This window comes from Pseudomonas sp. COR18 (genome assembly GCF_048568395.1).
Lineage (GTDB): Bacteria > Pseudomonadota > Gammaproteobacteria > Pseudomonadales > Pseudomonadaceae > Aquipseudomonas > Aquipseudomonas fuscovaginae_B.
This window is the reverse complement of record NZ_CP183808.1, coordinates 4,912,235-4,933,557: the sequence shown is the minus strand read 5'-3', so window position 1 is coordinate 4,933,557 and position 21,323 is coordinate 4,912,235. Positions and strand designations below refer to the sequence as shown.

At 62.0% G+C, this 21,323-nt stretch carries 17 protein-coding genes, 1 tRNA gene and 1 pseudogene; 10 read left to right on the top strand and 9 right to left on the bottom strand.

Annotated elements, in window-relative coordinates; genetic code table 11:
• Positions 1-9: 9 nt before the first annotated feature.
• Positions 10-570, bottom strand: a complete 561-nt coding sequence (locus ACM62G_RS22595; protein ID WP_054059896.1) for a carboxymuconolactone decarboxylase family protein — start codon at positions 568-570, stop codon at positions 10-12.
• Between the two features lie 105 nt (positions 571-675).
• Between ACM62G_RS22595 and ACM62G_RS22590 the strand changes: the two genes are divergently transcribed.
• Both ACM62G_RS22590 and ACM62G_RS22585 read left to right on the top strand, forming a co-directional pair.
• Positions 676-1,596 (top strand): AraC family transcriptional regulator, encoded by a 921-nt coding sequence (locus ACM62G_RS22590; RefSeq protein WP_054064452.1) that lies wholly within the window; start codon positions 676-678, stop codon positions 1,594-1,596.
• 253 nt (positions 1,597-1,849) lie between these two features.
• Positions 1,850-2,554, top strand: coding sequence for a cyclase family protein (locus ACM62G_RS22585; RefSeq protein ID WP_054058091.1), 705 nt, complete (start codon positions 1,850-1,852; stop codon positions 2,552-2,554).
• Between the two features lie 10 nt (positions 2,555-2,564).
• Here ACM62G_RS22585 and ACM62G_RS22580 read toward each other — a convergent pair whose 3' ends face one another.
• Positions 2,565-4,445: an ATP-binding protein gene (locus tag ACM62G_RS22580; protein WP_054058092.1), complete on the bottom strand. Its 1,881-nt coding sequence runs from the start codon at positions 4,443-4,445 to the stop codon at positions 2,565-2,567.
• Between the two features lie 170 nt (positions 4,446-4,615).
• On the bottom strand, positions 4,616-5,434 hold the full coding sequence (locus tag ACM62G_RS22575; RefSeq protein WP_054058093.1) for an alpha/beta fold hydrolase: 819 nt from the start codon (positions 5,432-5,434) through the stop codon (positions 4,616-4,618).
• Positions 5,435-5,824: 390 nt separating this feature from the next.
• Here ACM62G_RS22575 and ACM62G_RS22570 point away from each other — a divergent pair, with 390 nt between their 5' ends.
• The 4 genes from ACM62G_RS22570 to ACM62G_RS22555 all read left to right on the top strand — a co-directional run bounded on the left by ACM62G_RS22570 (position 5,825) and on the right by ACM62G_RS22555 (position 10,674).
• Positions 5,825-6,868, top strand: coding sequence for an N-acetylmuramidase family protein (locus ACM62G_RS22570; RefSeq protein WP_273823257.1), 1,044 nt, complete (start codon positions 5,825-5,827; stop codon positions 6,866-6,868).
• A gap of 1 nt (position 6,869) precedes the next feature.
• Positions 6,870-7,472 (top strand): hypothetical protein, encoded by a 603-nt coding sequence (locus ACM62G_RS22565; RefSeq protein ID WP_273823256.1) that lies wholly within the window; start codon positions 6,870-6,872, stop codon positions 7,470-7,472.
• A gap of 326 nt (positions 7,473-7,798) precedes the next feature.
• Positions 7,799-9,646 carry an acyltransferase family protein gene (locus ACM62G_RS22560; RefSeq protein ID WP_419735576.1) on the top strand — a complete coding sequence of 616 codons (1,848 nt, stop codon included), beginning with the start codon at positions 7,799-7,801 and terminating at the stop codon, positions 9,644-9,646.
• A 158-nt stretch (positions 9,647-9,804) separates the two neighbouring features.
• On the top strand, positions 9,805-10,674 hold the full coding sequence (locus tag ACM62G_RS22555; protein WP_419735575.1) for an isocitrate lyase/PEP mutase family protein: 870 nt from the start codon (positions 9,805-9,807) through the stop codon (positions 10,672-10,674).
• Between the two features lie 60 nt (positions 10,675-10,734).
• Here the strand turns inward: ACM62G_RS22555 and ACM62G_RS22550 are convergent.
• The 5 genes and pseudogenes from ACM62G_RS22550 to ACM62G_RS22530 form a co-directional block, all read right to left on the bottom strand.
• Positions 10,735-11,846: pseudogene (locus ACM62G_RS22550) on the bottom strand (alkene reductase).
• Positions 11,847-12,009: 163 nt separating this feature from the next.
• Positions 12,010-12,978: an XdhC family protein gene (locus tag ACM62G_RS22545; RefSeq protein WP_273823253.1), complete on the bottom strand. Its 969-nt coding sequence runs from the start codon at positions 12,976-12,978 to the stop codon at positions 12,010-12,012.
• Positions 12,979-13,028: 50 nt separating this feature from the next.
• Positions 13,029-15,263, bottom strand: a complete 2,235-nt coding sequence (locus ACM62G_RS22540) for a molybdopterin cofactor-binding domain-containing protein (RefSeq protein WP_419735574.1) — start codon at positions 15,261-15,263, stop codon at positions 13,029-13,031.
• Positions 15,247-15,729 (bottom strand): (2Fe-2S)-binding protein, encoded by a 483-nt coding sequence (locus tag ACM62G_RS22535; RefSeq protein WP_054058101.1) that lies wholly within the window; start codon positions 15,727-15,729, stop codon positions 15,247-15,249. Before ACM62G_RS22535 ends, ACM62G_RS22540 begins: the two co-directional genes overlap by 17 nt.
• The gene (locus ACM62G_RS22530; protein WP_301601430.1) at positions 15,726-16,919 is read right to left on the bottom strand and encodes a c-type cytochrome; all 1,194 of its coding nucleotides are present in this window, start codon (positions 16,917-16,919) and stop codon (positions 15,726-15,728) included. The genes ACM62G_RS22535 and ACM62G_RS22530 overlap by 4 nt, the downstream gene beginning before the upstream one ends.
• 323 nt (positions 16,920-17,242) lie before the next feature.
• Here ACM62G_RS22530 and ACM62G_RS22525 point away from each other — a divergent pair, with 323 nt between their 5' ends.
• The 3 genes from ACM62G_RS22525 (at position 17,243) to ACM62G_RS22515 (ending at position 20,281) form a co-directional block, all read left to right on the top strand.
• On the top strand, positions 17,243-18,457 hold the full coding sequence (locus ACM62G_RS22525; RefSeq protein ID WP_419735573.1) for an MFS transporter: 1,215 nt from the start codon (positions 17,243-17,245) through the stop codon (positions 18,455-18,457).
• 217 nt (positions 18,458-18,674) lie between these two features.
• Positions 18,675-19,577, top strand: coding sequence for a LysR family transcriptional regulator (locus ACM62G_RS22520; protein WP_273823249.1), 903 nt, complete (start codon positions 18,675-18,677; stop codon positions 19,575-19,577).
• Between the two features lie 95 nt (positions 19,578-19,672).
• Entirely contained in the window at positions 19,673-20,281 is a 609-nt protein-coding gene (locus ACM62G_RS22515) for a DsbA family oxidoreductase (protein WP_273823248.1), read from the top strand.
• Positions 20,282-20,397: 116 nt separating this feature from the next.
• On the opposite strand, the gene ACM62G_RS22510 is transcribed toward ACM62G_RS22515, so the two are convergent.
• Positions 20,398-20,485 (bottom strand) — tRNA-Ser (locus tag ACM62G_RS22510).
• Positions 20,486-20,609: 124 nt separating this feature from the next.
• On the opposite strand from ACM62G_RS22510, the gene ACM62G_RS22505 reads away from it, so the two are divergent.
• On the top strand, positions 20,610-21,281 hold the full coding sequence (locus ACM62G_RS22505) for a Bax inhibitor-1/YccA family protein (protein WP_273823247.1): 672 nt from the start codon (positions 20,610-20,612) through the stop codon (positions 21,279-21,281).
• Positions 21,282-21,323 lie beyond the last annotated feature (42 nt).

Below are 21,323 nucleotides of genomic sequence, written 5' to 3'. Positions count from 1 at the left end.
GCCGTTGAATCATTGACCCGCAGCTTGCCAGCGGTACTTGGCCAGTTCCGGGTTGAGCGGGGTACGGGCGAACACGTTGGCGAAGTTGCAGAGTGTCGCAAGGCTGACGCCGAGAATCACTTCCAGGGCGTTACCTTCTGTGTATCCGGCCTCCTTGAAGGCATTGAAGGTCGGCTCGCTGACATTGCCGCGGGTGGCGATGACTTCCCGGGTAAAGGTAGCCAGTACTTCGAGTTTTGCCTCGGGCAATTCACTCTGGCCACGCAGGGCGCCGACCACTTCGTCCGGCAGCTTGGCCTTGTTCAGTGCCACCGCGGTGTGCCCGGCGACGCAGAAATCGCAGCCGTGGGTGGTGGCGGCGATCAATTGCACCACTTCGCGCTCGGCCAGGCTCAGTTCGGCTTTGCCGTTGAGCCCCGATACCGTAACGTAGGTTTCCAGGGCCGCCGGGGCATTGGCGAGCACGCCCAGCAGATTTGGAATGAACCCGGAGTTCTTCTGGGCGTTTTCCAGAAAGGGCCTGGCCGCTTCAGGGGCGCTTTGCAGAGTGTGTAGAGTGACGCGCGACATGGAGTGGACTCCTGCTGTGTGGGGTGTCCGACAAGTCTGTTGGTTATAAGAATTTCGATCCATATTCAAAAGTAGCGATTACTTGCTCCTGAGTGTTTCCATTAGATGATTTCGTCCAGCCCATTGGTTGATTGGTTATTAGACAGCCTCGAACTCGACACCAGCCTGTTTCACGTAGGCCGCTACTGCGGCGGCTGGCACGCCAGTACCCATGGCCTGGCCCGGGCCAGTTTCCACCTGATAGTGCAGGGACACTGCTGGCTGCATATTGATGGAGCGCAAGCCGGCGTCCGTCTGAACGCCGGGGATGCGGTATTCCTGCTGCAGGATCTGGACTACCGCCTGTCCAGCGCCGAGGACCGCCTGCAAGCCAGGGCGCTGCCGCGCATGGCCATGACCGCACTCGACGGCGAAGCCCAGGATGGCGTCGGCCTGGTCTGCGGGTTCTTTCACTTCCGCTCGGGGCTGTCGTCCCTGATCATCGACGGGCTGCCGGACTGGATCGTGCTGCGCGCCGGCGATCCCTCATCGAGCGCGGCGCGGTCCCTGTTCGAACTGATCCTGGAGGAGTGCCAACGCCAGCCGGCGCCCTCCCCGGCCCTGCTGGAACGCCTGAGTCACCTGCTGTTCCTGTACGTGCTGCGCCAGCAGGTGGCCGACAACCAGGACCTCGGTGGCCTGGTATCGCTGGCCCGGCACCCGGGCTTTGCACCGTTGCTGGAACAGTTGATCGAACGCCCCGCACAGAACTGGTCCCTGGAAAGCATGGCGGCCTGTACCGGGCTGTCGCGGTCGGCGTTCTTCAAGCGCTTCAACGAACTGGCCGGGCAATCGCCGGGCCAGGTGCTGCTGGCGCTGCGCATGCGCCATGCCTGTCAGTTGCTCAAGGCCAACCACACCGTGGAGCAGGTCTGCGCGGCGGTCGGCTATCAGTCGATCGCGGCGTTCACCCGGGCGTTCACCAAGGCGGTCGGGGTGCAGCCGGGGGCGTATCGTCGACAACACGAACCGTCACAAGCCCACTAGGGCGACGACACACCCGACTGGTGGAGGGAGGTTTACACCCCGCTCCGATCATCATGGCGTCCCGACGCGAAGTATGGATAGACTCGGCGGGAACCAGGGCAGGAGTCCCTGGATGTCCGAAGGAGCAGGCAACATCATGGAACTATCAAGACAACACAAGGCGAGACTCAGGCGGCTGTCTGTCGGACTGCTGAGCGTATGGCTGGCAACCGGCATCACCCAGGGTTTCGCAGGGGAGAAGGAAGCAAAGGGAATGCAGAGTATCCAGTTTCGCAAGGTCATCGACCTCAGCCACGTCATCGCCCCCACCATCCCGCTCTGGCCCCACGATCCTCCGGTGGTGTTCAATACGGTGGCCACCCAGGAAAAGGATGGCTACTACCTGCGCAGCTTCAGCATGGGCGAACACAGCGCCACCCATATCAATGCGCCGAACAGTTTCCACGCCGACGGGGTCGGGATCGACGCCTACAAACCCGAGTCGCTGGTACGCCCGGCGGTGGTGATCGATGTGCGCTCCCAGGCCCAGGCCAACCCCGACTATGTGATCAGCGTCCAGGACATCAGGAACTGGGAACAGAAGCATGGACGCATCGCCAAGGACTCCGTGGTGCTGCTCCATACCGGTTGGCAGAACTACTGGAACGACCCCAAGCGCTTCTTCAACGCAGACGACAAGGGTGGCCTGCACTTCCCCGGGCTGGGCAGCGACACCGCGGCGTTCCTGGTCAACGAACGCCACATCGCCGGAGTCGGCACCGACACCCACGGCGCCGACCCGGGCCAGGATACGGTGTACGCCACCAACAGCCTGGTATTGGCCAAGAACGGCATCATCCTGGAATGCCTGACCAACCTCGACCAGTTGCCGGCCAAGGGCACCACGCTGGTGATCGGCCTGCTGCGGCTCAAGGATGGCTCCGGCTCCCCCGCCTCGGTGATGGCATTCGCCCCCTGAGCCCTTCGGCTCAGGCCCCCTCGACCACCGGAGCGCTGACCTCGAACTGCGCCCGGTGGTCCGCCGAGCGGCGCAGGACATCGGCGAACCCCTGGAAGCTGGCCGGCTTGGTCAGGATGTCGTTGGCGCCAGCGGCCCGGAAATGCTCGATTTCGTTCGAAAAGGCACTCGCAGTGAAGGCGACGATGTAGCACCTGTCGCCCAACGGCAATTCACGGATCCGCCGGATGGCTTCCATGCCGTCCATGCCCGGCATGTTGATATCCATCAGGATCACTGCCGGCAAGGCCCGCCGGCACCTGTCCAGCGCCTCGAGGCCATCGCAGGCCAGGTCCGGTTCGTACCCCAGGGTCTGCAGCATCGCCGTGGCAACCTTCTGGTTCAGTTCGTGGTTCTCCACCAGCAGGATGTCCAGCGGATAGTGCCTGGCGAACGAGGCGTCGAATTCCAGTGCCGGGTGCTCGCCGGCGACCGGAATCTCCTGTTCGGAGAAAGGCTCGATCGGCAACGAAAACGCAAAGGTCGAACCGACGCCGAACAGGCTGCTGAACGACAGGATGCCGCCCTGGGCCTCGATCAGGTTCTTGCAGATCGACAACCCCAGGCCGCTACCGGTGAAACGCTGATTGTTCGCGCCCTCGAACTGGGTGAACGGCTTGAACAGGCTGCCATGCCGCTCTGCGGGAATACCGACGCCGGTGTCACGAATGGAGAAGTTCAGCCGCGGCGGTGACTCGCTGTCGCCGAGCGACACCGTCAGCGACACCTCTCCGGTCTCGGTGAACTTGATCGCATTGCCCAGCAGATTGATCAGGATCTGGCGCAGGCGATCAGGATCGGTCTTGACCAGGTTCGGCACCTGCGGGAATACCGTGACCTCAAGCGTGACCGGCTTGTCACGCAGGTTCTGCCGGACCATCTCGACGCTCGAGGCGACCAGGCTGTGCAGTTCGAACACGCGAGGCCTGAGATCGAGTTTTCCCGACTCGATCTTGGCCAGGTCGAGAATGTCGTCGATCAGCGCCAGCAGCGTCTTGCCGCTGGTGTGAATGGTGCCCAGCAGATCGCTCTGCTGCGCAGTCAGGGGCGTTGCCCAGAGCAGGTCGGTCGCGCCGATCACCCCGTACATGGGCGTGCGGATCTCATGGCTCATGGTCGCCAGGAACTGGCTTTTCATCCGGTCCGCTTCTTCGGCGGCGATCTTGGCCTGCTTCAGGACCTGCTCGTTGGTCTGCAGCTGGCGCAGATGGGTGCGCATGCGCAGCGCGTCGATGACAAACAGCAGGCTGAAGGACAGGAAAACCAGGATGGCCAATACGATGTGGTGCAGGGAGTCCTGGTTCAGCTCGTGGTAGTAGTCGGCCAGGGTGATTTCCGCCCCGGCGACATAGGGCGTGCCGTCCTGGGACTTCATGGGCACGAAGACCGCACGAAAGTCGCCCCAGTGATCGGTGTAGTCGATCCAGCTCGGCCCCGTCTGGTCGAAGCTGTCGAGCAGGGTCTGGCTGGCATCGGGGTAAGGATCGAAGAAGCGGACGAAGTTGTTTTCCTGGACTTCCTTGGCCGAAGCACTGGAGCTGACCAGAATGGCCTCACCGCCCCGCTTGATCACGGTGTAGACGAAGGCGGTGCCCATGGACTCGTTGAAACGCGAAAGCTTGCGGATGGCATCCAGGTCCTCCGCTTCGGACTTCGAATGCCTGTCGACCAGATCATTGTGGTAGCGGTCGCCGAGAATCGCTGCCCCACCCAGTGCCGCATGCAACAGCTTGTTGTTGATGCTGTCGGTCAGAATGCGTTGAGCCTGGGCGTGAAGATAGTAGATGTAGCCACTGACACCGACGACGTAGACAAGCAGCAAAATTCCAATTTTTCGCCTGACCTTGAACATGCGATACGGCCTCCATTGCCGTCTGACACCGGGCTCCACAAGCTCTTCCCGGGTATCGCCGTCGAGAATAAGTCATGCGTGGGGAAAACACACCCCCGTCAGGTCATGCTGAGGTTCACGCAGGTGCCCAGGAGAACCGGCTCGCCGACAAGCCGGTTCCCGCCCGGTCGTCAGTCGCGGAGGAAGGCGAGCAGGTCTTCGTTCAGTTGAGCGGCGTGGGTCACCGCGAAACCGTGCGGCGCGCCGGCATAGACCTTCAGGCGCGCCCCGGGGATCAACGCGGCCGCCAGCTTGCCGGTGGCTTCCAGAGGTACGATCTGGTCGTCGTCGCCGTGGATCACCAGCGTCGGTACGTCGATGGTGGCCATGTCCGCACGGAAGTCGGTTTCGGAGAATGCGCTCACGCAATCCAGGGTGCCCTTGAGCGAGGCCAGCAGCGCAATGTTCAGGGTCTGGGTCAGCACGCCCTGGGAAACCACCTGGCCGTGATTGATGCCGTAGAACGGCGCGGCGAAATCGGCGATGAACTGCGCACGGTCCTTGAGCAGGCCGGCCTTGATGCCATCGAATACCGCCTGGGGCACGCCCTGCGGGTGGTCTTCGGTCTGGATGAACAGCGGGGTCACCGCACCCAGCAGGACCAGCCCGGCCACCCGCTTGCTGCCGTGACGGGCGATGTAGCGGCTGACATCGCCACCGCCCATGGAGAAGCCCACCAGGGTGACGGCTTCGAGGTCCAGGTGCTCGATCAGTTGGGCCAGATCGTCGGCGAAGGTGTCGTAGTCATAACCGCTCCAGGGCTGGCTGGAACGACCAAAACCGCGCCGGTCGAAGGCGATGGTGCGATAGCCACGGCTGCTCAGGTACTCCATCTGGTATTCCCACATGTCCGCATCCAGCGGCCAGCCATGGCTGAACAGCACCGGCTTGCCTGTGCCCCAGTCCTTGTAATAGATCTCGGTGCCATCACGTGTCACGAATGTGCTCATACAAACTCCTGTGGGTCATGGGTCGAATCGGCAAGGAGGCAAGCCGCAAGCAGCGCTGCGGGCTCACCGGCGAGCGGCCATCGGGCTGCCCGTCCCGCCTACTATCCCCGGAACCCGCCACGCGGAATTGCAGGCATGTGCTGTCTCGTCCAGCCCACGCAACGAATCGGCGGCAGGCAGTGTGCATCCGCAATCAAAGGGTGCGGTTGTACTGTTCCCCGCCGTTGGATGATGGCCATTTCACAACTTTCCAAACAGCCTCTGGACAACCCAAAAACTGCTTGTTAGTTTCCGCCAGCCAAATGTTTCAACGTATGATAGAGATACAGAAATGATATTAAAGTGATGGCACTTTCTGTCTTTCTCTACAACATAACAAGGATGTCGACGATGAAAAATCTGCAGGGTTTGCCTAGCCTTATCAGTGCGTCAGTAGGTGCCCCCGGCAAGGCTCGAAACTTGCCCGCCGATGTTCAATGCATCCAGTACTTGTTTAACCTGATCATCCCGAAGATGGGTTTCCCGCTGCAGGAAAATGGCAAGTGCGACGCCCAGTTGGTGCAGTGCATCAGCCAGTATCAGTTCCGCCATCTCAAGTACGCCCACCCTGATGGCGTCGTCGACCCGACCGGCCGAACCTTCAACAGCCTGATCGAAGAAGCGATCAAGGTGCCGGTCAAGCCGAACTTCGGCCTGCGCCTGCCGACTTTCTTCAACGCATTCGCCAACAGTGGCGGCGATGTCCAGGCCACGGTCAACCACTACCTGGACCGCATGCGCGCGATGATCGAAGCCGAGCGGCGCAACCGCCAGATGGTGCTGCAGGCCACGTGCGACGGCAACATGACCCTGAGCGACACCGACTTCCAGAATGCCGCCACGCAACTGGGCAACGGCATTCCTGTGAACATCATCAAGGCCTTCGCCACCGTCGAATCCGGTGGCCGCTCCGGTTTCGGCCCGGCCAAACTGCCGGTGATCGCCTTCGAAGGGCATACCTTCCGCAAGTACACCAAGAGCAAGTACGACAAGACCCATCCGCTGCTGTCCTACCCCTATGTGAAAAAGGCCGGCCCCCAGTGGCAGGTCAATAACAAGGATCAGGCCAAGGCCTGGGAAACCATGGCCACCGCTTTCGGCCTGGATCAGGAAGCCGCATTGATGTCGGCGTCCTGGGGCATGTTTCAGGTCATGGGCTTCAACTTTGCCGCCTGTGGCTACAAGAACGTCTTTGAATTCGTTACCGACATGAAACTCAATGCCGGTACGCAACTAAAGGCATTCGTCGGTTTCTGCCTGAAGAACCCGGCCTTGATGAAGGCGATGAAGAACAAGGATTACGTCGGCATGGCGTTCAACTACAACGGCAAGGATTATGGCGACTATGACTCGCGCATTAAAAAGGCCTACGAAAAACTTGAAGGAAAAAAATGACATGACGCGTAAATTCTCCGTTTACCGCTGGCTGATCGCCGGGGCGATTTCGCTGTGTGCCGGCACGTCGGCCTTCGCCGCAGAGCTGCATTCGGGCAAGTATGAGCAGTTGATGCTGGCGGTCACGCCGGATCACCAGGTCGAAGGGTTCTATGCCGAAGAGCGTGGTGAAGGCAACACCTTCAGTTGCGCCTTCTACCTGCAGGGCAAGCCCGCGACCCTGTCGACCTGGCTCGACGAAGTCTATCCGGGCAGCGTGAAACCCTCGGCCGATGGCGTGACCCTGACCGTGGAACAGGGCCAACAGCACCCCGGCTGCATGAATGTACTGATGCCGGAAATCGCCACCGGCCTGGACCTGACCCGGACCGCGAGCAAGAACTGGATCGGACTGGTCACCGTCTCGGCTGACAAGGCCCTGCTGCAGAAGACCCCGGACGCCAAGGCCACCAAGGGCCCCTACATCGTCAAGGGCGATGTCGTCGGCGTACTGGCCTACAAGGATGGCGCCGCGCAGGTCGAGTTCACCAATGCCAAGGACCGCACCTTCACCGGCTGGATCAGCCAGGACCAGTACTCGCGCCTGAGCGTACCCCAGCACTGATCCCCTGCCTTTGCGTGGGAGCGGCGGTCCGACTGGCCCGCCGCCCCTGCAACCGTGACGATGCGGCGCCCTCTCACGGAAAGCCCTCTCCACGCCACGCTCTGGCCATCCTTGGCCAGATTCGAGCAAGACGGACCTACCCTCCTCTGCCTCACTGGTTTACTCTGCCCCGGTCAAATGCCGACGCAACAGGCATGGAACCGTGTTCCAGGACCTCACATGCCGCTTCATGCATGGTTCCCGCTGACACATTTTTCGACTAAAAATGCACCTCTCGCCTCTTCGAATTGAAAGAATCACTCCGGTGGCAAAAGGATTTCGGCAAAATGGGAATGCTTCGCTTGTTTCTGGCTTTATCGGTTCTCGTACACCATACCCCGAAAGCGCCTTTCCATTGGCTTCATGCCTCAATCGCGGTGATGTTCTTTTTCATGATTTCGGGGTTCTACATGACCCTGGTCATCAACGAGAAATACCTAAAATCCGACACACCGTGGATCGCCAGATTCTATCTCTCCCGAGTATTCAGGATATTCCCTGTGTACCTGGCCATGCTGCTGTTCATGATAGTCTGGTACTTCTATACCGACACGCCAAATGTCTTCACCGCCAACATGGGACATGGTTTCTCAGGCCAGGCCAGCCTGGTCTTCATGAATCTGTTCATTCTCGGCCAGGACTGGCACCAGCTGACAGCCTATTCACTCGCCAGTTACGACAGCAATGCCTATACGAGCTTTATCGGCTCGCACATCGATAGTTCCTATTTTAAGAACACCATAATGCTCATTGGGCAGGCCTGGACACTCTCAATCGAGCTCATATTCTACATTCTGGCGCCATTCATCGTTCACAGTCGCCGCAGAATCATCATCGTGCTGATTGCCAGCCTGCTGGTGCGCCTGGTGTTCTGGGACATGCGGGAAACGTTCAACCCGTTTGGCTGGGGATATTACTTCCTGCCTTCGACGCTGTGTTTTTTCCTCATGGGAAGCCTGGGCTACTATTTCTACCGAAAACTGATCAAGTGGCCGCTGCTGGAAAACGCGACCATACCGGTTAACCTCATCGTACTCGGCGGCACTCTTTACATACTGTTGTCCGGTGGTTACCCGGTCGTCAGCAGAGCCACAGGCTACGATACGCTGCCACTCTGGCTGTTCTATTGCGCCTTTGCCTTCTGCCTGCCCTTTGTTTTCCTGCTCTGGAAAGACAGTCGTATCGATCGCTGGCTGGGCGAGTTCAGCTACCCGCTCTACATCGTTCATGGACTGATCATCGGCATGATGCTGGGGGATGTCGGCCTACCCGAGGGAACCTACTCAACCCAGGCGATCATCATCGGGACTTCGCTCATGGTTGCCTGGTTTGCCTGTTTCGCCATTGAAACGCCCTTCAATAAATGGCGGCAGCGCAAGATCGTCACAGCCGCCTCCCCCGCCTGGTCCACAGGCTTGCGCAAACCATTGGCCTGGACCGGAGCGGCGACGGTCACCGCCTGCCTGTATATTGCCTGGCTGACGGCCTATACACCGAAGCAGGCACCTCCCGCGATCCTCGTGAAGGTCGAGTCGACGCTTCAATACAATATCGTCAACTATGACGACAGGTTTTACGGTGTCCCATTCGGCACGGACATCAAGTGGGGCGGACATAACTATGAACAGACTCCGGGCCTGATCGTCGCCACCACCCAGGAAGAGGTCAGCGAGGCCATTCATAGGAAGTCCGGTAACACGCCTGCCCCCGTGCAGGGGCCTACCGCCACCCTGGTGAAAGTCGAACTGGAGTATCGATACAATATTGTCAACTACGCCAATAAATTCTATGGCATCCAGTTCGGCACCGCGATCGAGTGGGGAGGCCCCGATTATGAAAAAACCCCGGGACTGATCATCGGCGATACTCAGGACGCGGTCAGTGAAGCGATCCACCAGAAAGTCGCTGAAACCACCTCGGGGACACCCGTGCCGCCCGCCGTCCTGGTGAAGGTGGAAAAGGCGTACCGATATAATATCGTCAGCTATGCCAACAAGTTTTATGGCGTCCAGTTCGATACCACGGTCGAATGGGGCGGGCTGAATTATGAAGAGACTCCGGGACTGATCATCGCCAAAACCCAGGAAGCGGTCATGGAGGCGATCGCCCGGAAAGTCGGCGCGATTGCCCGGTAGAGTCGGCGAGAAGCTTCAGCGCCATGGGCCAAGCCTATGTGCTTGATGCATGGCCTATTCTCAAACGTCATAACTGCCCCCGTTCCCGCGTGGTAGTCTCGCCGGATCAATGAATAGGCATAGATCGTATTTGACGATGGCCAGAACCAGGAAAGATCATGCCGAAAATCTCCCACACCGCTCTTCGTCGCAACTTCCGTGAATTGCTTGCCAAACCAGCCTGTGTCGAAACCGCGTCCGTGTTCGACCCGATGTCCGCGCGGATCGCGGCCGACCTTGGGTTCGAGGTCGGCATCCTCGGTGGCTCGGTCGCCTCGCTGCAGGTGCTGGCAGCCCCCGACTTCGCCCTGATCACCCTGAGTGAATTCGTCGAACAGGCCACGCGGATCGGCCGTGTCGCCCAGTTGCCTTTCATCGCGGACGCCGACCACGGCTATGGTAACGCCCTCAATGTCATGCGTACCGTCGAGGAGCTCGAACGCGCCGGTGTCGCGGCGCTGACGATCGAAGACACCCTGCTGCCTGCGCAGTTCGGCCGCAAGTCCACCGACCTGATCTCCATCGAGGAAGGCATCGGCAAGGTCAAGGCCGCCCTCGAGGCCCGTGTCGACCCGGAGCTGACGATCATCGCCCGGACCAACGCCGGAGTACTGCCGACCCAGGCCATCATCGAACGCACCAAGGCCTATGAAAAGGCCGGCGCCGACGGCATCTGCATGGTCGGCATCAGTGACTTCGAACACCTCGAGCAGATCGCCGAAAACCTCAGCGTACCGCTGATGCTGGTGACCTACGGCAACCCGAAACTCAATGATAGCCAGCGCCTGGCGGACCTGGGCGTGCGTGTGATCGTCGCCGGCCACGGGGCCTACTTCGCCTCGATCAAGGCTACCTACGACAGCCTCCGGGCCCAGCGCCAGGTCACCCACAGCACCTCGAACCTCAGCGCCACCGAGCTGACCCACACCTATACCTTCCCCGAGAGCTACGTGGCCTGGGCGAAAGAGTTCATGGACGTGCAAGAGTGACGCGGGCCGAACGGCAGCGGTAGGCGCTGCAACCTGTCGCCCAGGGACCGGGCGGCCCTGTCACGGGTGGACCGGGTAGTCGATGTAACCCCGCTGGTCACCGCCGAAAAAGGTCGTTGGGTCGGGGGTATTGAGGTCAAGCCCCTCACGGATCCGCCGTGGCAAGTCAGGGTTCGCCAGGAACGCCCGGCCAAAGGCCACAATGTCCGCACGCCCCTCCCGGATCGCCTTTTCTGCGGACGCCGGGTCATATCCCCGGCGATCACCAGCACACCTTGCCAGGCCGCACGCAGCTTCAGGATGATTTCGTCCCAGCGCGGGTCCAGGCTCTCGTCCTTGACCGTGCCGACGACGGCGGGCTCGACCAGGTGCAGGTACGCCAGCCCGTAGCGGTTCAGCGACTCGACGATATAGGTGAAGGTTTCCATTGGCGTGTCGTCGCCCATGCCCATGAACCGCCCCATTGGGGTCAGCCTCACACCGACGCGATCCGCCCCGATCTCTTTCGAGACCGCCTGCACGATCGCCAACAGCAGGCGGGCACGGTTCTGGTAGGAACCGCCGTAGGGGTCCGTGCGCCTGTTGCTGTTACTGTTGATGAATTGGTCAAGCAGGTAGCCGTTGCCCGCATGGATTTCAATACCGTCCATGCCAGCCTCGATGGCATTGAGCGCAGCATGGCGGTAGTCGTCGATGATGCCTGCGACCTCCTCGGTTTCCAGGGCACGAGGAACCGGTACATCGCCCCATACCCCCTGGCCGTCTTTGTCGACGATGAAGGTCTTGCCCGGTGCCGCGATGGCGCTTGGGGCCACGGGCAACGCATGACCAGGCTGGAAGCTTGGATGCGATACGCGCCCCACATGCCACAACTGCATGAAAATGCGGCCGTCCCGTTCGTGTACCTCATCACTCACCCGCTTCCAGGCTTGAATGTGCGCAGGCGTATAAATGCCGGGGGTCCAGGCATACCCCTGCCCCTGTTGGGAGATTTGCGTGGCCTCGGTAACGATCAGCGCGGCACTGGCTCGCTGGCCGTAGTATTCAACCGTCATTTCAGTGGGAACATCCCCCGGCTGGCCGGCGCGCGAGCGGGTCAGAGGCGCCATTGCAATACGATGGGGAAGTTCCAGGGCGCCCACGCGAATGGGCGCGAAAAGATTACCGATCATGGGTCAGTTCCTTTTTCAAGTAGGTTTCAATACAGATGAAAGTTGCCGTGATATTGCTGTTGTTGCGATGTAGCGAGATTAAAATCAAACTTCGAACTTGATAATCACTCGATACCGGGCAAGTGCGTTGCGCAACTCGCAATGGGCTACCGGTCGATCTCGCTCATAGTGCGGTGCGCGCCTTGCCCCGATACACACGCAGGACGTCGGCCATCACGGACAGGGCAATTTCAGCCGGTGTACGACTGCCGATATCCAGGCCGATGGGCATGTGCAGACGCTCGATATCCGAAGCGGACAGCCGGCCTATCCGCTGCAACCGTTCAGCACGTTTTTCCGAAGTTCGCCGCGAGCCCATGGCGCCGATGTAGAAAGCCGGCGTGTGCACGGCCTCCATCAACGCGAGGTCATCGATCCGGGGATCATGGGTCAGGGCAACAACAGCGGTGGCCTCATGGCAACCGCCGTTGGCAATGTAGACCGAGGGCAACATCGGAATCAGCGCAATGCCCTCGATCGCCAGCACCGCCGCTTCTTCCCGTGGGTCACAGGCGATCACCTCGAACCCGAGCGCACGGGCAAACTGGCCACAGGCCTGGGCGACCGGCGATAACCCGGCGAGCAACAGGCGCAGGGCCGGCCCCAGGTTCAGTTCCAGGCGATTGCCTGCTCGTATCACCGCCTGCGCACCGTCCAGGTGGCGCTTGATGCTGAACTGCCCGCTCTCCAGCTCGATCACCCGCGTCAGTCGGCGCTGCCCACGCAAAGCGTCGAGCAGTTGCCTCAAATGCGCTCGCCACTCAACGCTCGCCTGCCGGTGTTCGACCAGCACGTCCAGGCTGCCGCCGCAGGGCAGTTGCAAGCGGCTGCGCTCTTCGGGCGTCCTCCCATAGCTGACGACCTGGGCTGGCGCCCTATGCTCGCCGCGGCCAAGCGCATCGATAAATTCCTCTTCCACACAGCCACCGGACAATGAGCCACTGTGGGCACCCGAGCGGATGGCAACCAGCATGGCCCCTGGCGACCTGGGTGCCGAACCGAAGGTCGAGAGCACCGTGCACAGCCATACGCTTTTGCCTTCATCGGCCCAGGCCAGGGCCTGTTCAAGAACCGTCACATCCAGATGCTGCATTTATCCTTACCCTCGCCAATTCCGGCTCAAGCCATCGAACATCGAATGGGTCACCCTTCTTTGTCGAGCGTCCGCGCCAGCGGCAGGGCCAGCCGCCTGTGCCCCGTGGCATCGGCGATCGCGTTGCCCAGGGCGGCCGCCATCGGGCCCTGGACGATTTCAGCCGCTCCCAGGAAAGGTTGACCCGACTGGTCGATCATGTGCACCTCGACATGCCGGGGCAGTTGAGGAAAACGCAGGATCGGATACCCGCTCCAGTCGTAGCTGCGCACTCCGCCCGCGTCGTAGCTCACCGCTTCGAAGAGTGTCCAGCTGCTCGACTGGACGATGCCGCCTTCGACCTGGTTGCGTAGCCCGTCCGGGTTGACGATCTGCCCGACGTCCACGGCGGTGACCACCCGCTCGATCACGATTTCGCCGGTTTGCGGGTGGACCTGGATTTCCACGGCAACGGCGCAATACCCCATGATGTTCTTGTAGCGGGCAAAGCCCATGCCGATGCCGCTGCCGGGCACGGCGCCCCGGCGTGGCCAGCCGAATTCATCCCGCGCTCTTTCGATGACGGCCCTTGCCCGAGGGTCGCCGAGATGGGCAAGCCTGAATTCGACAGGATCGACCCCGGCCTGACCGGCCAATTCGTCCAGGCAGGCCTCGATGGCGAACACGTTGATATGCGCCCCCAGCGAGCGCATCGCCGAGGTACGGAACGGCATCTGGGTAATGAAATTCATGTCGATGCTGCTGGAACCCGTCTCGTACAACGGGATCGCGTTGCGGTCACCATCGCCCTCGGGCTGGGCGATCGGAATCGACGGCATCGAGGTGAACGGACGGGCCAGCATCCGGGCCGGTACCAGGCGGCCGGCGTTGGTGATGCGCTCGTTATGCGGCGTCGTCCAGAGTTCGTACTTCCAGTTGCCGATGCGACCGTTGCGGTCCAGGCTGGCCTCAAGCTCGGTGATCATCGCCGAGCTGTAGGGCTCCCAGAGGTTTTCCTGCTCGCGCATCCATTGCACACGCACCGGCACGCCGGGCACGCGCATGGCAATGAGCGCGGCATCGGCGGCGGCGTCATCGGCACCGTTATGCCCGTAGCAACCCGCCCCTTCAACGTGGATACAGCGCACGGCGGTCACCGCCAGGCCGACCATCTCGGCAATCCCGGCACGCAGCGGGAACACGCCCTGGGTATGGGTCCAGACCGTCAGCGTGCCGTCCTTGAACCAGGCCAGCGCACAGGACGGCCCGATCGAGCCGTGCATCAGGTAGTGCTTGGTGGCGCGTGCCCGGTAGGTCTTGCCGGCAGAAGGCGCAGCGCTGCCCTCATGCCTGATCGGGTAACGCCGGGACGGCAGACGGGGCAATAGCTGATGAATGATGGCCTGGTCCGGAATCACCTCGCCACCGCTCCAGGTCGCCGATTCATAACCCGCCCGCATGGCTTTCACCGCCTGCCATTCGTCCCCGGCGACCACCGCCAGGTAGTTGCCATCCCTCAGCACAGCGACGACACCTGGCAAATCCTCGATCGCCCGCGCATCGAATGCGGTGAGCTGACTGCCTGGCCGCGGCGGCCGAATCACGCGGGCATGGAGCATCCCCGGCAGCCGCATGTCCTGGACGAACGCGGCGCCCCCGGTGACTTTTGCCGGAATATCGAGGCGAGGAATCGCGTGACCGATGAGCTTGAACTGTTCGGGTGAGATAGCCGGTGACCGGGCCTGGGCATACTGGTGCAGATCCACGCCAGCCACCGCATCGGCATAACTCATCCGGGCACCCGAGGGTGCGCTGATCATCGCATCGCCGGTCTTCAGCGTCGTGACGTCCATCCCCCACTGCCTGGCGGCGGAGTCCAGCAGCATCTGCCGGACCTGCGCGGCGGCGTTGAACAGGGCGGTACCGCTGTCGAAAATCGTATGACTGCCGGCCGTGTAGCCCTCGTTCGGGGTCAGGGCAGTGTCGGCCGTCAGGAAATTCACCTTCCCCGGCGCTACGTCCAGGCGCTCCGCAGCGATCTGCAACAGCGCGGTCCTGACGCCAGTACCGAGTTCCACCTTGCCGGTATAGACGGTGATGCCTTCGGCGCCGATCCGGATCCAGGCATCGAGGTAAGGGTTGGTTCGCAGGCTGCCTGGCAGGTCCGGCGCGAGGACGGCAGTGCCGAGCGTGTCGACTTCGGTATCGGCCAATACCTTGCGGGCCGCCGGCATCAGGGTGAATGCCATCAGCAGGCTGCTGCCCTGGAGAAACGCGCGACGACCGAACTCAGTTTTGGACGACATGGATTCCACCGTTTTCAACGACGCGGGTGATGGCTTCAAGGATGCGAAGGTGCGTACCGCAGCGGCACAGGTTGGTTGCCATGTGCGCGCGGATGGTGTCCTCGTCCGGCCGAGGATTCTTCTCCAGCAGGGCCTGGGCACGCATGATCATGCCGGCGATGCAATAGCCACATTGGGCGGCCTGGGTGTCGATGAACGCCTGCTGCAAGGGGCCGGGGCGTTCGGCACTACCCAGGCTCTCCACGGTGCGGATCTGGCGGCCCTCCATTCCCGCGCACGGGGTCACACAGGAGAACACCGGCTGGTCATCGACGATGACGGTGCAGGCCCCGCACTGGCCCAGCCCGCAGCCATACTTGGCGCCGTTGAGTTCCAGGTGGTTACGCAGGGCATAGAGCAACGGCATGTCCGGATCCAGATCCAGGCTATGCACCTTGCCATTGACAGTGAGATTCACGTTGCTCATCGGGTTTCCTCGCGCAGGGCCTGAATGGTCGAGTCCACATCGCTCCACGGCTGATCGGGATTCGCCTGATGCCGCACGAAGGCGGCCAGGGCTGCCAGTTGCCGGTCGCCCAGGCTGGCAGCGAAAGGCGGCATCGCCGGGCCGGGCTCGCCGGGTGTCGGTGGTATGCCTTCCAGGACGGTCTTGATGAAGTTGCGCGCATCGCGCGCCTGGACGGCGGAGGTCGCCGCGAGCGCTGGCCTGCCATCGATCTTGCGCATGGGTGCCGACGCACCGTGGCAGCCGGCACAGGCCCCCTGGAACAGGTCGCGGCCGAGATCGGTTGTCGCGGCCGGGGCCGCAATACCCGGCGCCTTGACGGGCGCCCTGGCCTCTTCCGCCGGCAGGCTCAGCAGGTATCCGGCAATCGCTTCGACATCGCTCTGCGGCAGCCGGGCCAGTTCCTGGCTGACCGGGCGCATGGGCCCGGCCGCAGTGCCCTGTTCCGGCACCACGCGAGCCTGCAGATACCCCACCAGTTGCGCCTGGGTCCAGGGATTCTCGCGGCTGGCCAGGCCGAGCAGGGAGGGCGCGGCCCATCCGTCGACCACGCCACCGGAGAGTGCCTGGCTGTCCTTCTGCGCACCGAGGAAGTTCAAGGGGGTATGGCAGCCACCACAATGGCCCGCGCCCTCGACCAGATAACGCCCGCGGTTCCACTGCGGCGACTGTTGCGCTGTCGCTTCGAAGGGGGCCGTAGGCAGGAACAGCAGGTTCCAGCCCGACACCAGCGGCCGGATGTTCATCGGGAAGCTCATGCGGTTGGGGGTCGCCGGTTCATGCACCGCCGGCCCGCTCATGAGGTAGCTGTAGGCGTCCGCGATGTCCTGATCGTCGAGCAGGCGATAGTGCTTGTACGGGAAGGCCGGATACAGAAAGTGCCCATCCCGCGACACACCTTCGCGCATGGCCCGCTGGAACGCCTGGAGCGACCACTTGCCAATGCCCGTCTCGGCGTCGGGCGTGATGTTGGTGCTGTAGAGCGTGCCGAACGGCGTCACCAGCGGGAGCCCGCCCGCCAGGTACTTCCCGCCGGGACGGGTGTGACAGACCGCGCAGTCGCCGGCGACCACCACCCTGGCGCCACGGGCAACCTGGGCCGCATCGAAGGCCGGCGGCCGCTCGATCGGATCGATTGCCGGGCGCCACATCAGCCAGAACGCTACAGCCGCGCCCCCGACTCCGAGTGCCACAGCCGCCGTTGCCAAGAGTTTCCTACAGGACATGGATACCCACCTCGCTCTCCTCGTCTCCAACCTCGGCTTGTTCGGTGCCGATCCGTTGAGGGGAATGAGCCTAAATGAGCCTGATGCCCCAGGGTATCGGGCCCTCGCGCAAGGAAGCTTTGCTCATCACGCAACGCTGCCGGCGTTGCGCAACACGCACAGGTTCGTTGCCGCAAGTTCGTATTCCGACAAACCGATCGTCCGCCTAGGCTGGTGCTCAACCTTTCAACCCATTCGGAGATGTCGCCATGTCAGCGAGCAGCCCTGAAATTCCTGCTTTCACGTCGGTGCATGCCGACACACCCTCCAACCTGTCCAAGGCACTGGTTGCGTTTCTGGCGTTCTGCTGTGGCGCCGTCGTTGCAAACCTCTACTACGCCCAGCCCATCGTCGAACTGATTGCCCCGAGCATTGGCCTTTCACCTGAACATGCCAGCCTGATCGTCTCGTTGACCCAGTTCGGCTATGCCGCCGGGCTGCTGTTCCTCGTACCCCTGGCGGACCTGATGGAAAACCGCCGGCTGGTGATCGGCTTTACGCTGGTGGTCGGCGCCTTCCTGGCGGCCGCCGGCTTCGCCCAAACGCCCTCACTGTTCCTGACAGCCTCGCTGATGATCGGCCTGACCTCGGTCGCCGTGCAGATCCTGGTCCCGCTGGCCGCGCACATGGCCCCCGAAAGCAGCCGCGGTCGAGTGGTCGGGAACATCATGAGCGGCCTGCTGCTCGGCATCCTGCTCGCCCGTCCGGTCTCGAGCCTGTTGTCCGAGTACTTCGGCTGGCGAGGGGTGTTTTATAGCGCCGCGGTCCTGATGGTGGTGATTGCGGCCCTGGTGGCGATGCTGCTGCCTGAACGGCTGCCGAACCATCACACCACCTACCGCCGCCTGATCGGCTCCGTCTTCGGCCTGGCCAGGCAGTACGCGGTTCTGCGTGAACGCTCGCTGTACCAGGGGCTGCTGTTTGCAAGCTTCAGCTTCTTCTGGACCATCGTCCCGATCGAGCTGGTCCGTCACTACGGCTTCAGCCAGAACGGGGTGGCCCTGTTTGCCCTGGGCGGCGCGGTGGGTGCCATTGCCGCGCCCATTGCCGGCCGACTCGCCGACGCCGGCCACGGCCATGTCAGCACCCTGGTTGCGTTGATACTGGCCCCGGTGGCGCTGTTGCTCGGCGGCATCCCCGGACTGGGCTACCTGGGCCTGGTGGCAGCGGCGATCACCCTGGACTTCGCGGTGCAACTGAACATGGTCCTCGGCCAGCGTGAAGTCTACGCCCTGGACCCCAACAGCCGCGCACGCCTCAATGCCGTGTTCATGACCAGCATCTTCGTAGGCGGGGCACTGGGTTCGATGGTGGCGAGCCCCCTGTACGAGGGCTTCGGCTGGACCACCGCGATCCTCACTGCAGCGGCGATCCCGGCCCTCGCCCTGGTGATCTTCCTCGCCAGACATGCGGGCAAGCGCTGACCCGTAAGGCCCGCAGAGGCTGGCAACAGGACGCCCCGCGTTGCCAGCCTGCGCCAATCTTCGCTCAAGACCCGCGCACCCCCACAAGCGCCAGCAACAGCACATGCGTCCTATCCAGCCCACCCTCTCGCCGAATATGATCCAGGCAGCCGCACATCCAGAACGGCTGGATGACAGCCGCTACGGGTCAGGGAATCTCTTCAACAGAGTCGGAAATATGGATAAGTTTCTCGCGTTGAGCATGTTCGTCGAAACGGTACGCTGCGGTGGCTATTCGGCAGCAGCGCGAAAGCTGGGTGTGGCGACCTCCTCCGTGGCGCGCCAGGTCGCAGCGCTGGAGTCGGACCTGGGCACCACGCTGATCACGCGCAGCACCCGGCAGAACAGCCTGACCGATCTGGGCCAGGCCTACTTCGATAACGCCGTGGCGATCCTCGATGCGCTGGCCGCTGCCGACAGCATGGTGACCGACCGCGGCAGCGAAGCGAAGGGCAAGCTGCGGGTCAGCGTGCCGGTGGAGTTCGGGCGCCGCCTGATTTCCCCGCACCTGGGCCGCTTTCTCGCCAACCATCCGGGGCTTGAGGTCAGCCTGAATCTCAGCGACGAGATGGTCGACCTCTACAAGGATCGCATCGACCTGACCGTGCGCCTGGGCTCGACGGTTTCCAGCGAAGAGGTCATCTGCAGCACCATCGGGCACTTCCAGCGCTGGCTGGTGGCAAGCCCTGCCTACCTCGCGCAGCAGGGTGCACCGACGCAACCGGGCGAACTGACCCAGCACGCGTGCATGCGATTCGACTACGGCGGGCCCATGCGGGACTGGCACTTCGAAATCGACGACGAAACCGTACCGGTCGCCGTGCAGGGGCGGATGCAGAGCAATAATGCCGATATCCTTCGGCAGGCGGCCATCGCCGGTCAGGGAATCGCTCTGCTGGCCGACTGGTTGGTCGCCGAGGACGTGCAACATGGGCGCCTGACCCGCCTGCTGCCCGAATATGAGGTGAACCCGACCTCAGTCAATACATCGATCAATATCGTCTACCTGCCAATCAATCGTGAATCGACGCGCATCAAGGTGTTCATTCAGTTCATGAAAGAGTTGCTGAATATGGCCTAGCAGCCAGCGCAATACTCAATTGCGCCATCTATGGCTTCTGTTGATTCGAACAGCTCCGTACCCTTAAGGTGATCAACTCCTCAAGGGCATTCACCATGGCTACTCCTCCCCTGCTAGCGTTTGACTTCCTTGACCCTTGGGGCTGGGTGGCGGAGCGTCGCCTGGCTGCCGCCATGCACCAGGCTGGCAGGCCGCTGGAGATCATTTTCCAGCCGTGCCGCTCCTCGCTCAGCCGAGCCGCCGCCGGAATGGCCTACTCCGATTACCTGGAGCGCCGCTTCGGAACGGAGGCCGTGGTCCATCAGTCGCTGGTCGCGACGGAACTGCGCAAGCTCGGTATCGAGCCGCAATTGGGCAAGATCCTCAAGGTCGCCGACACGCGCCCCGCGCTGGCTGCCGTGTTGTGGCTGCAGAGAAGCGGCAGGCCAGCACAGGCGTTCGTGGAGCGCGTGTACGAGGCCCTGTTTTGCCAGGCTGCGGATATCGGCACGCTGTCGACGCTGGAGCGACTTCTCGCTCCCGAGGGGGTTGCATTCCGGGACGTCGAGGCGTTCATCGAGAGCGAAGCCTTCAGCCAGGAGCTGGATGAAACCGAAGCGATGGCCGCTGCGTGGACGGGACGTGTCATTCCCTCATTGCGCATCAATGGAACGGTCGTGTACGGCGCGCAGACACCCGGCGTGTTGGCACCGATGTTTGCCTGAGGGGTTGCGGAACGTTTAATGAAGATGCGGAACGCCTGACGGTTTCACTGATCGAACGGTCAATCGCCCAGAAACGAAAAAGCCCCGAAGATTCGGGGCCTTGACAGTGTGCAAGATGGCGGAGGCGCAGAGATTCGAACTCTGGGACCTGTTACAGTCGGCAGTTTTCAAGACTGCTGCCTTAAACCACTCGGCCACACCTCCCATGCATTGCGGGCGCCATGATACCGGAATGAAACACACTGTCAAACTCTCGTGATAGCTTGTTACAGAGCCTCTGTTATGATCTTTGCGACTGAACATTTCAAAACCGAAGGAGAGTTTCGCCATGCGCGAACAGGATTACGCCGTTAACAACAGCGTGCAGGCTGAGCAGCTAGAGGTTAGCCGCGTCCTGCGCAACACTTACAGCCTTCTCGCCCTCACCCTGGCCTTCAGCGGTGTGATGGCTTTCGTCGCCCAGCAGATGAACGTGCGCTACCCGAACGTCTTCGTGGTACTGATCGGCTTCTACGGGCTGTTCTTCCTCACCAACAAGCTGCGCGATTCCGTCTGGGGCCTGGTGTCGACCTTCGCCCTCACCGGCTTCATGGGCTTCCTGCTCGGCCCGATCCTCAACCGCTACCTGGGCATGCAGGGCGGCGCCGAAGTCGTCAGCTCGGCCTTCGCCATGACCGCCCTGGTGTTCGGCGGCCTGTCGGCCTACGTGCTGGTGACCCGCAAGGACATGAGCTTCCTCAGCGGCTTCATCACCGCCGGCTTCTTCGTCCTGCTGGGTGCCACGCTGGCCAGCCTCTTCTTCAACATCAGCGGCCTGCAACTGGCGATCAGCGCCGGCTTCGTGCTGTTCTCGTCGGTGTGCATCCTGTTCCAGACCAGCGCCATCATCCATGGCGGCGAGCGTAACTACATCATGGCGACCATCAGCCTGTATGTGTCGATCTACAACCTGTTCGTCAGCCTGTTGCAGATCTTCGGCATCATGGGCCGCGACGACTGATCACCTGCATGAGCAAAAAGCCCGCTTCGGCGGGCTTTTTGT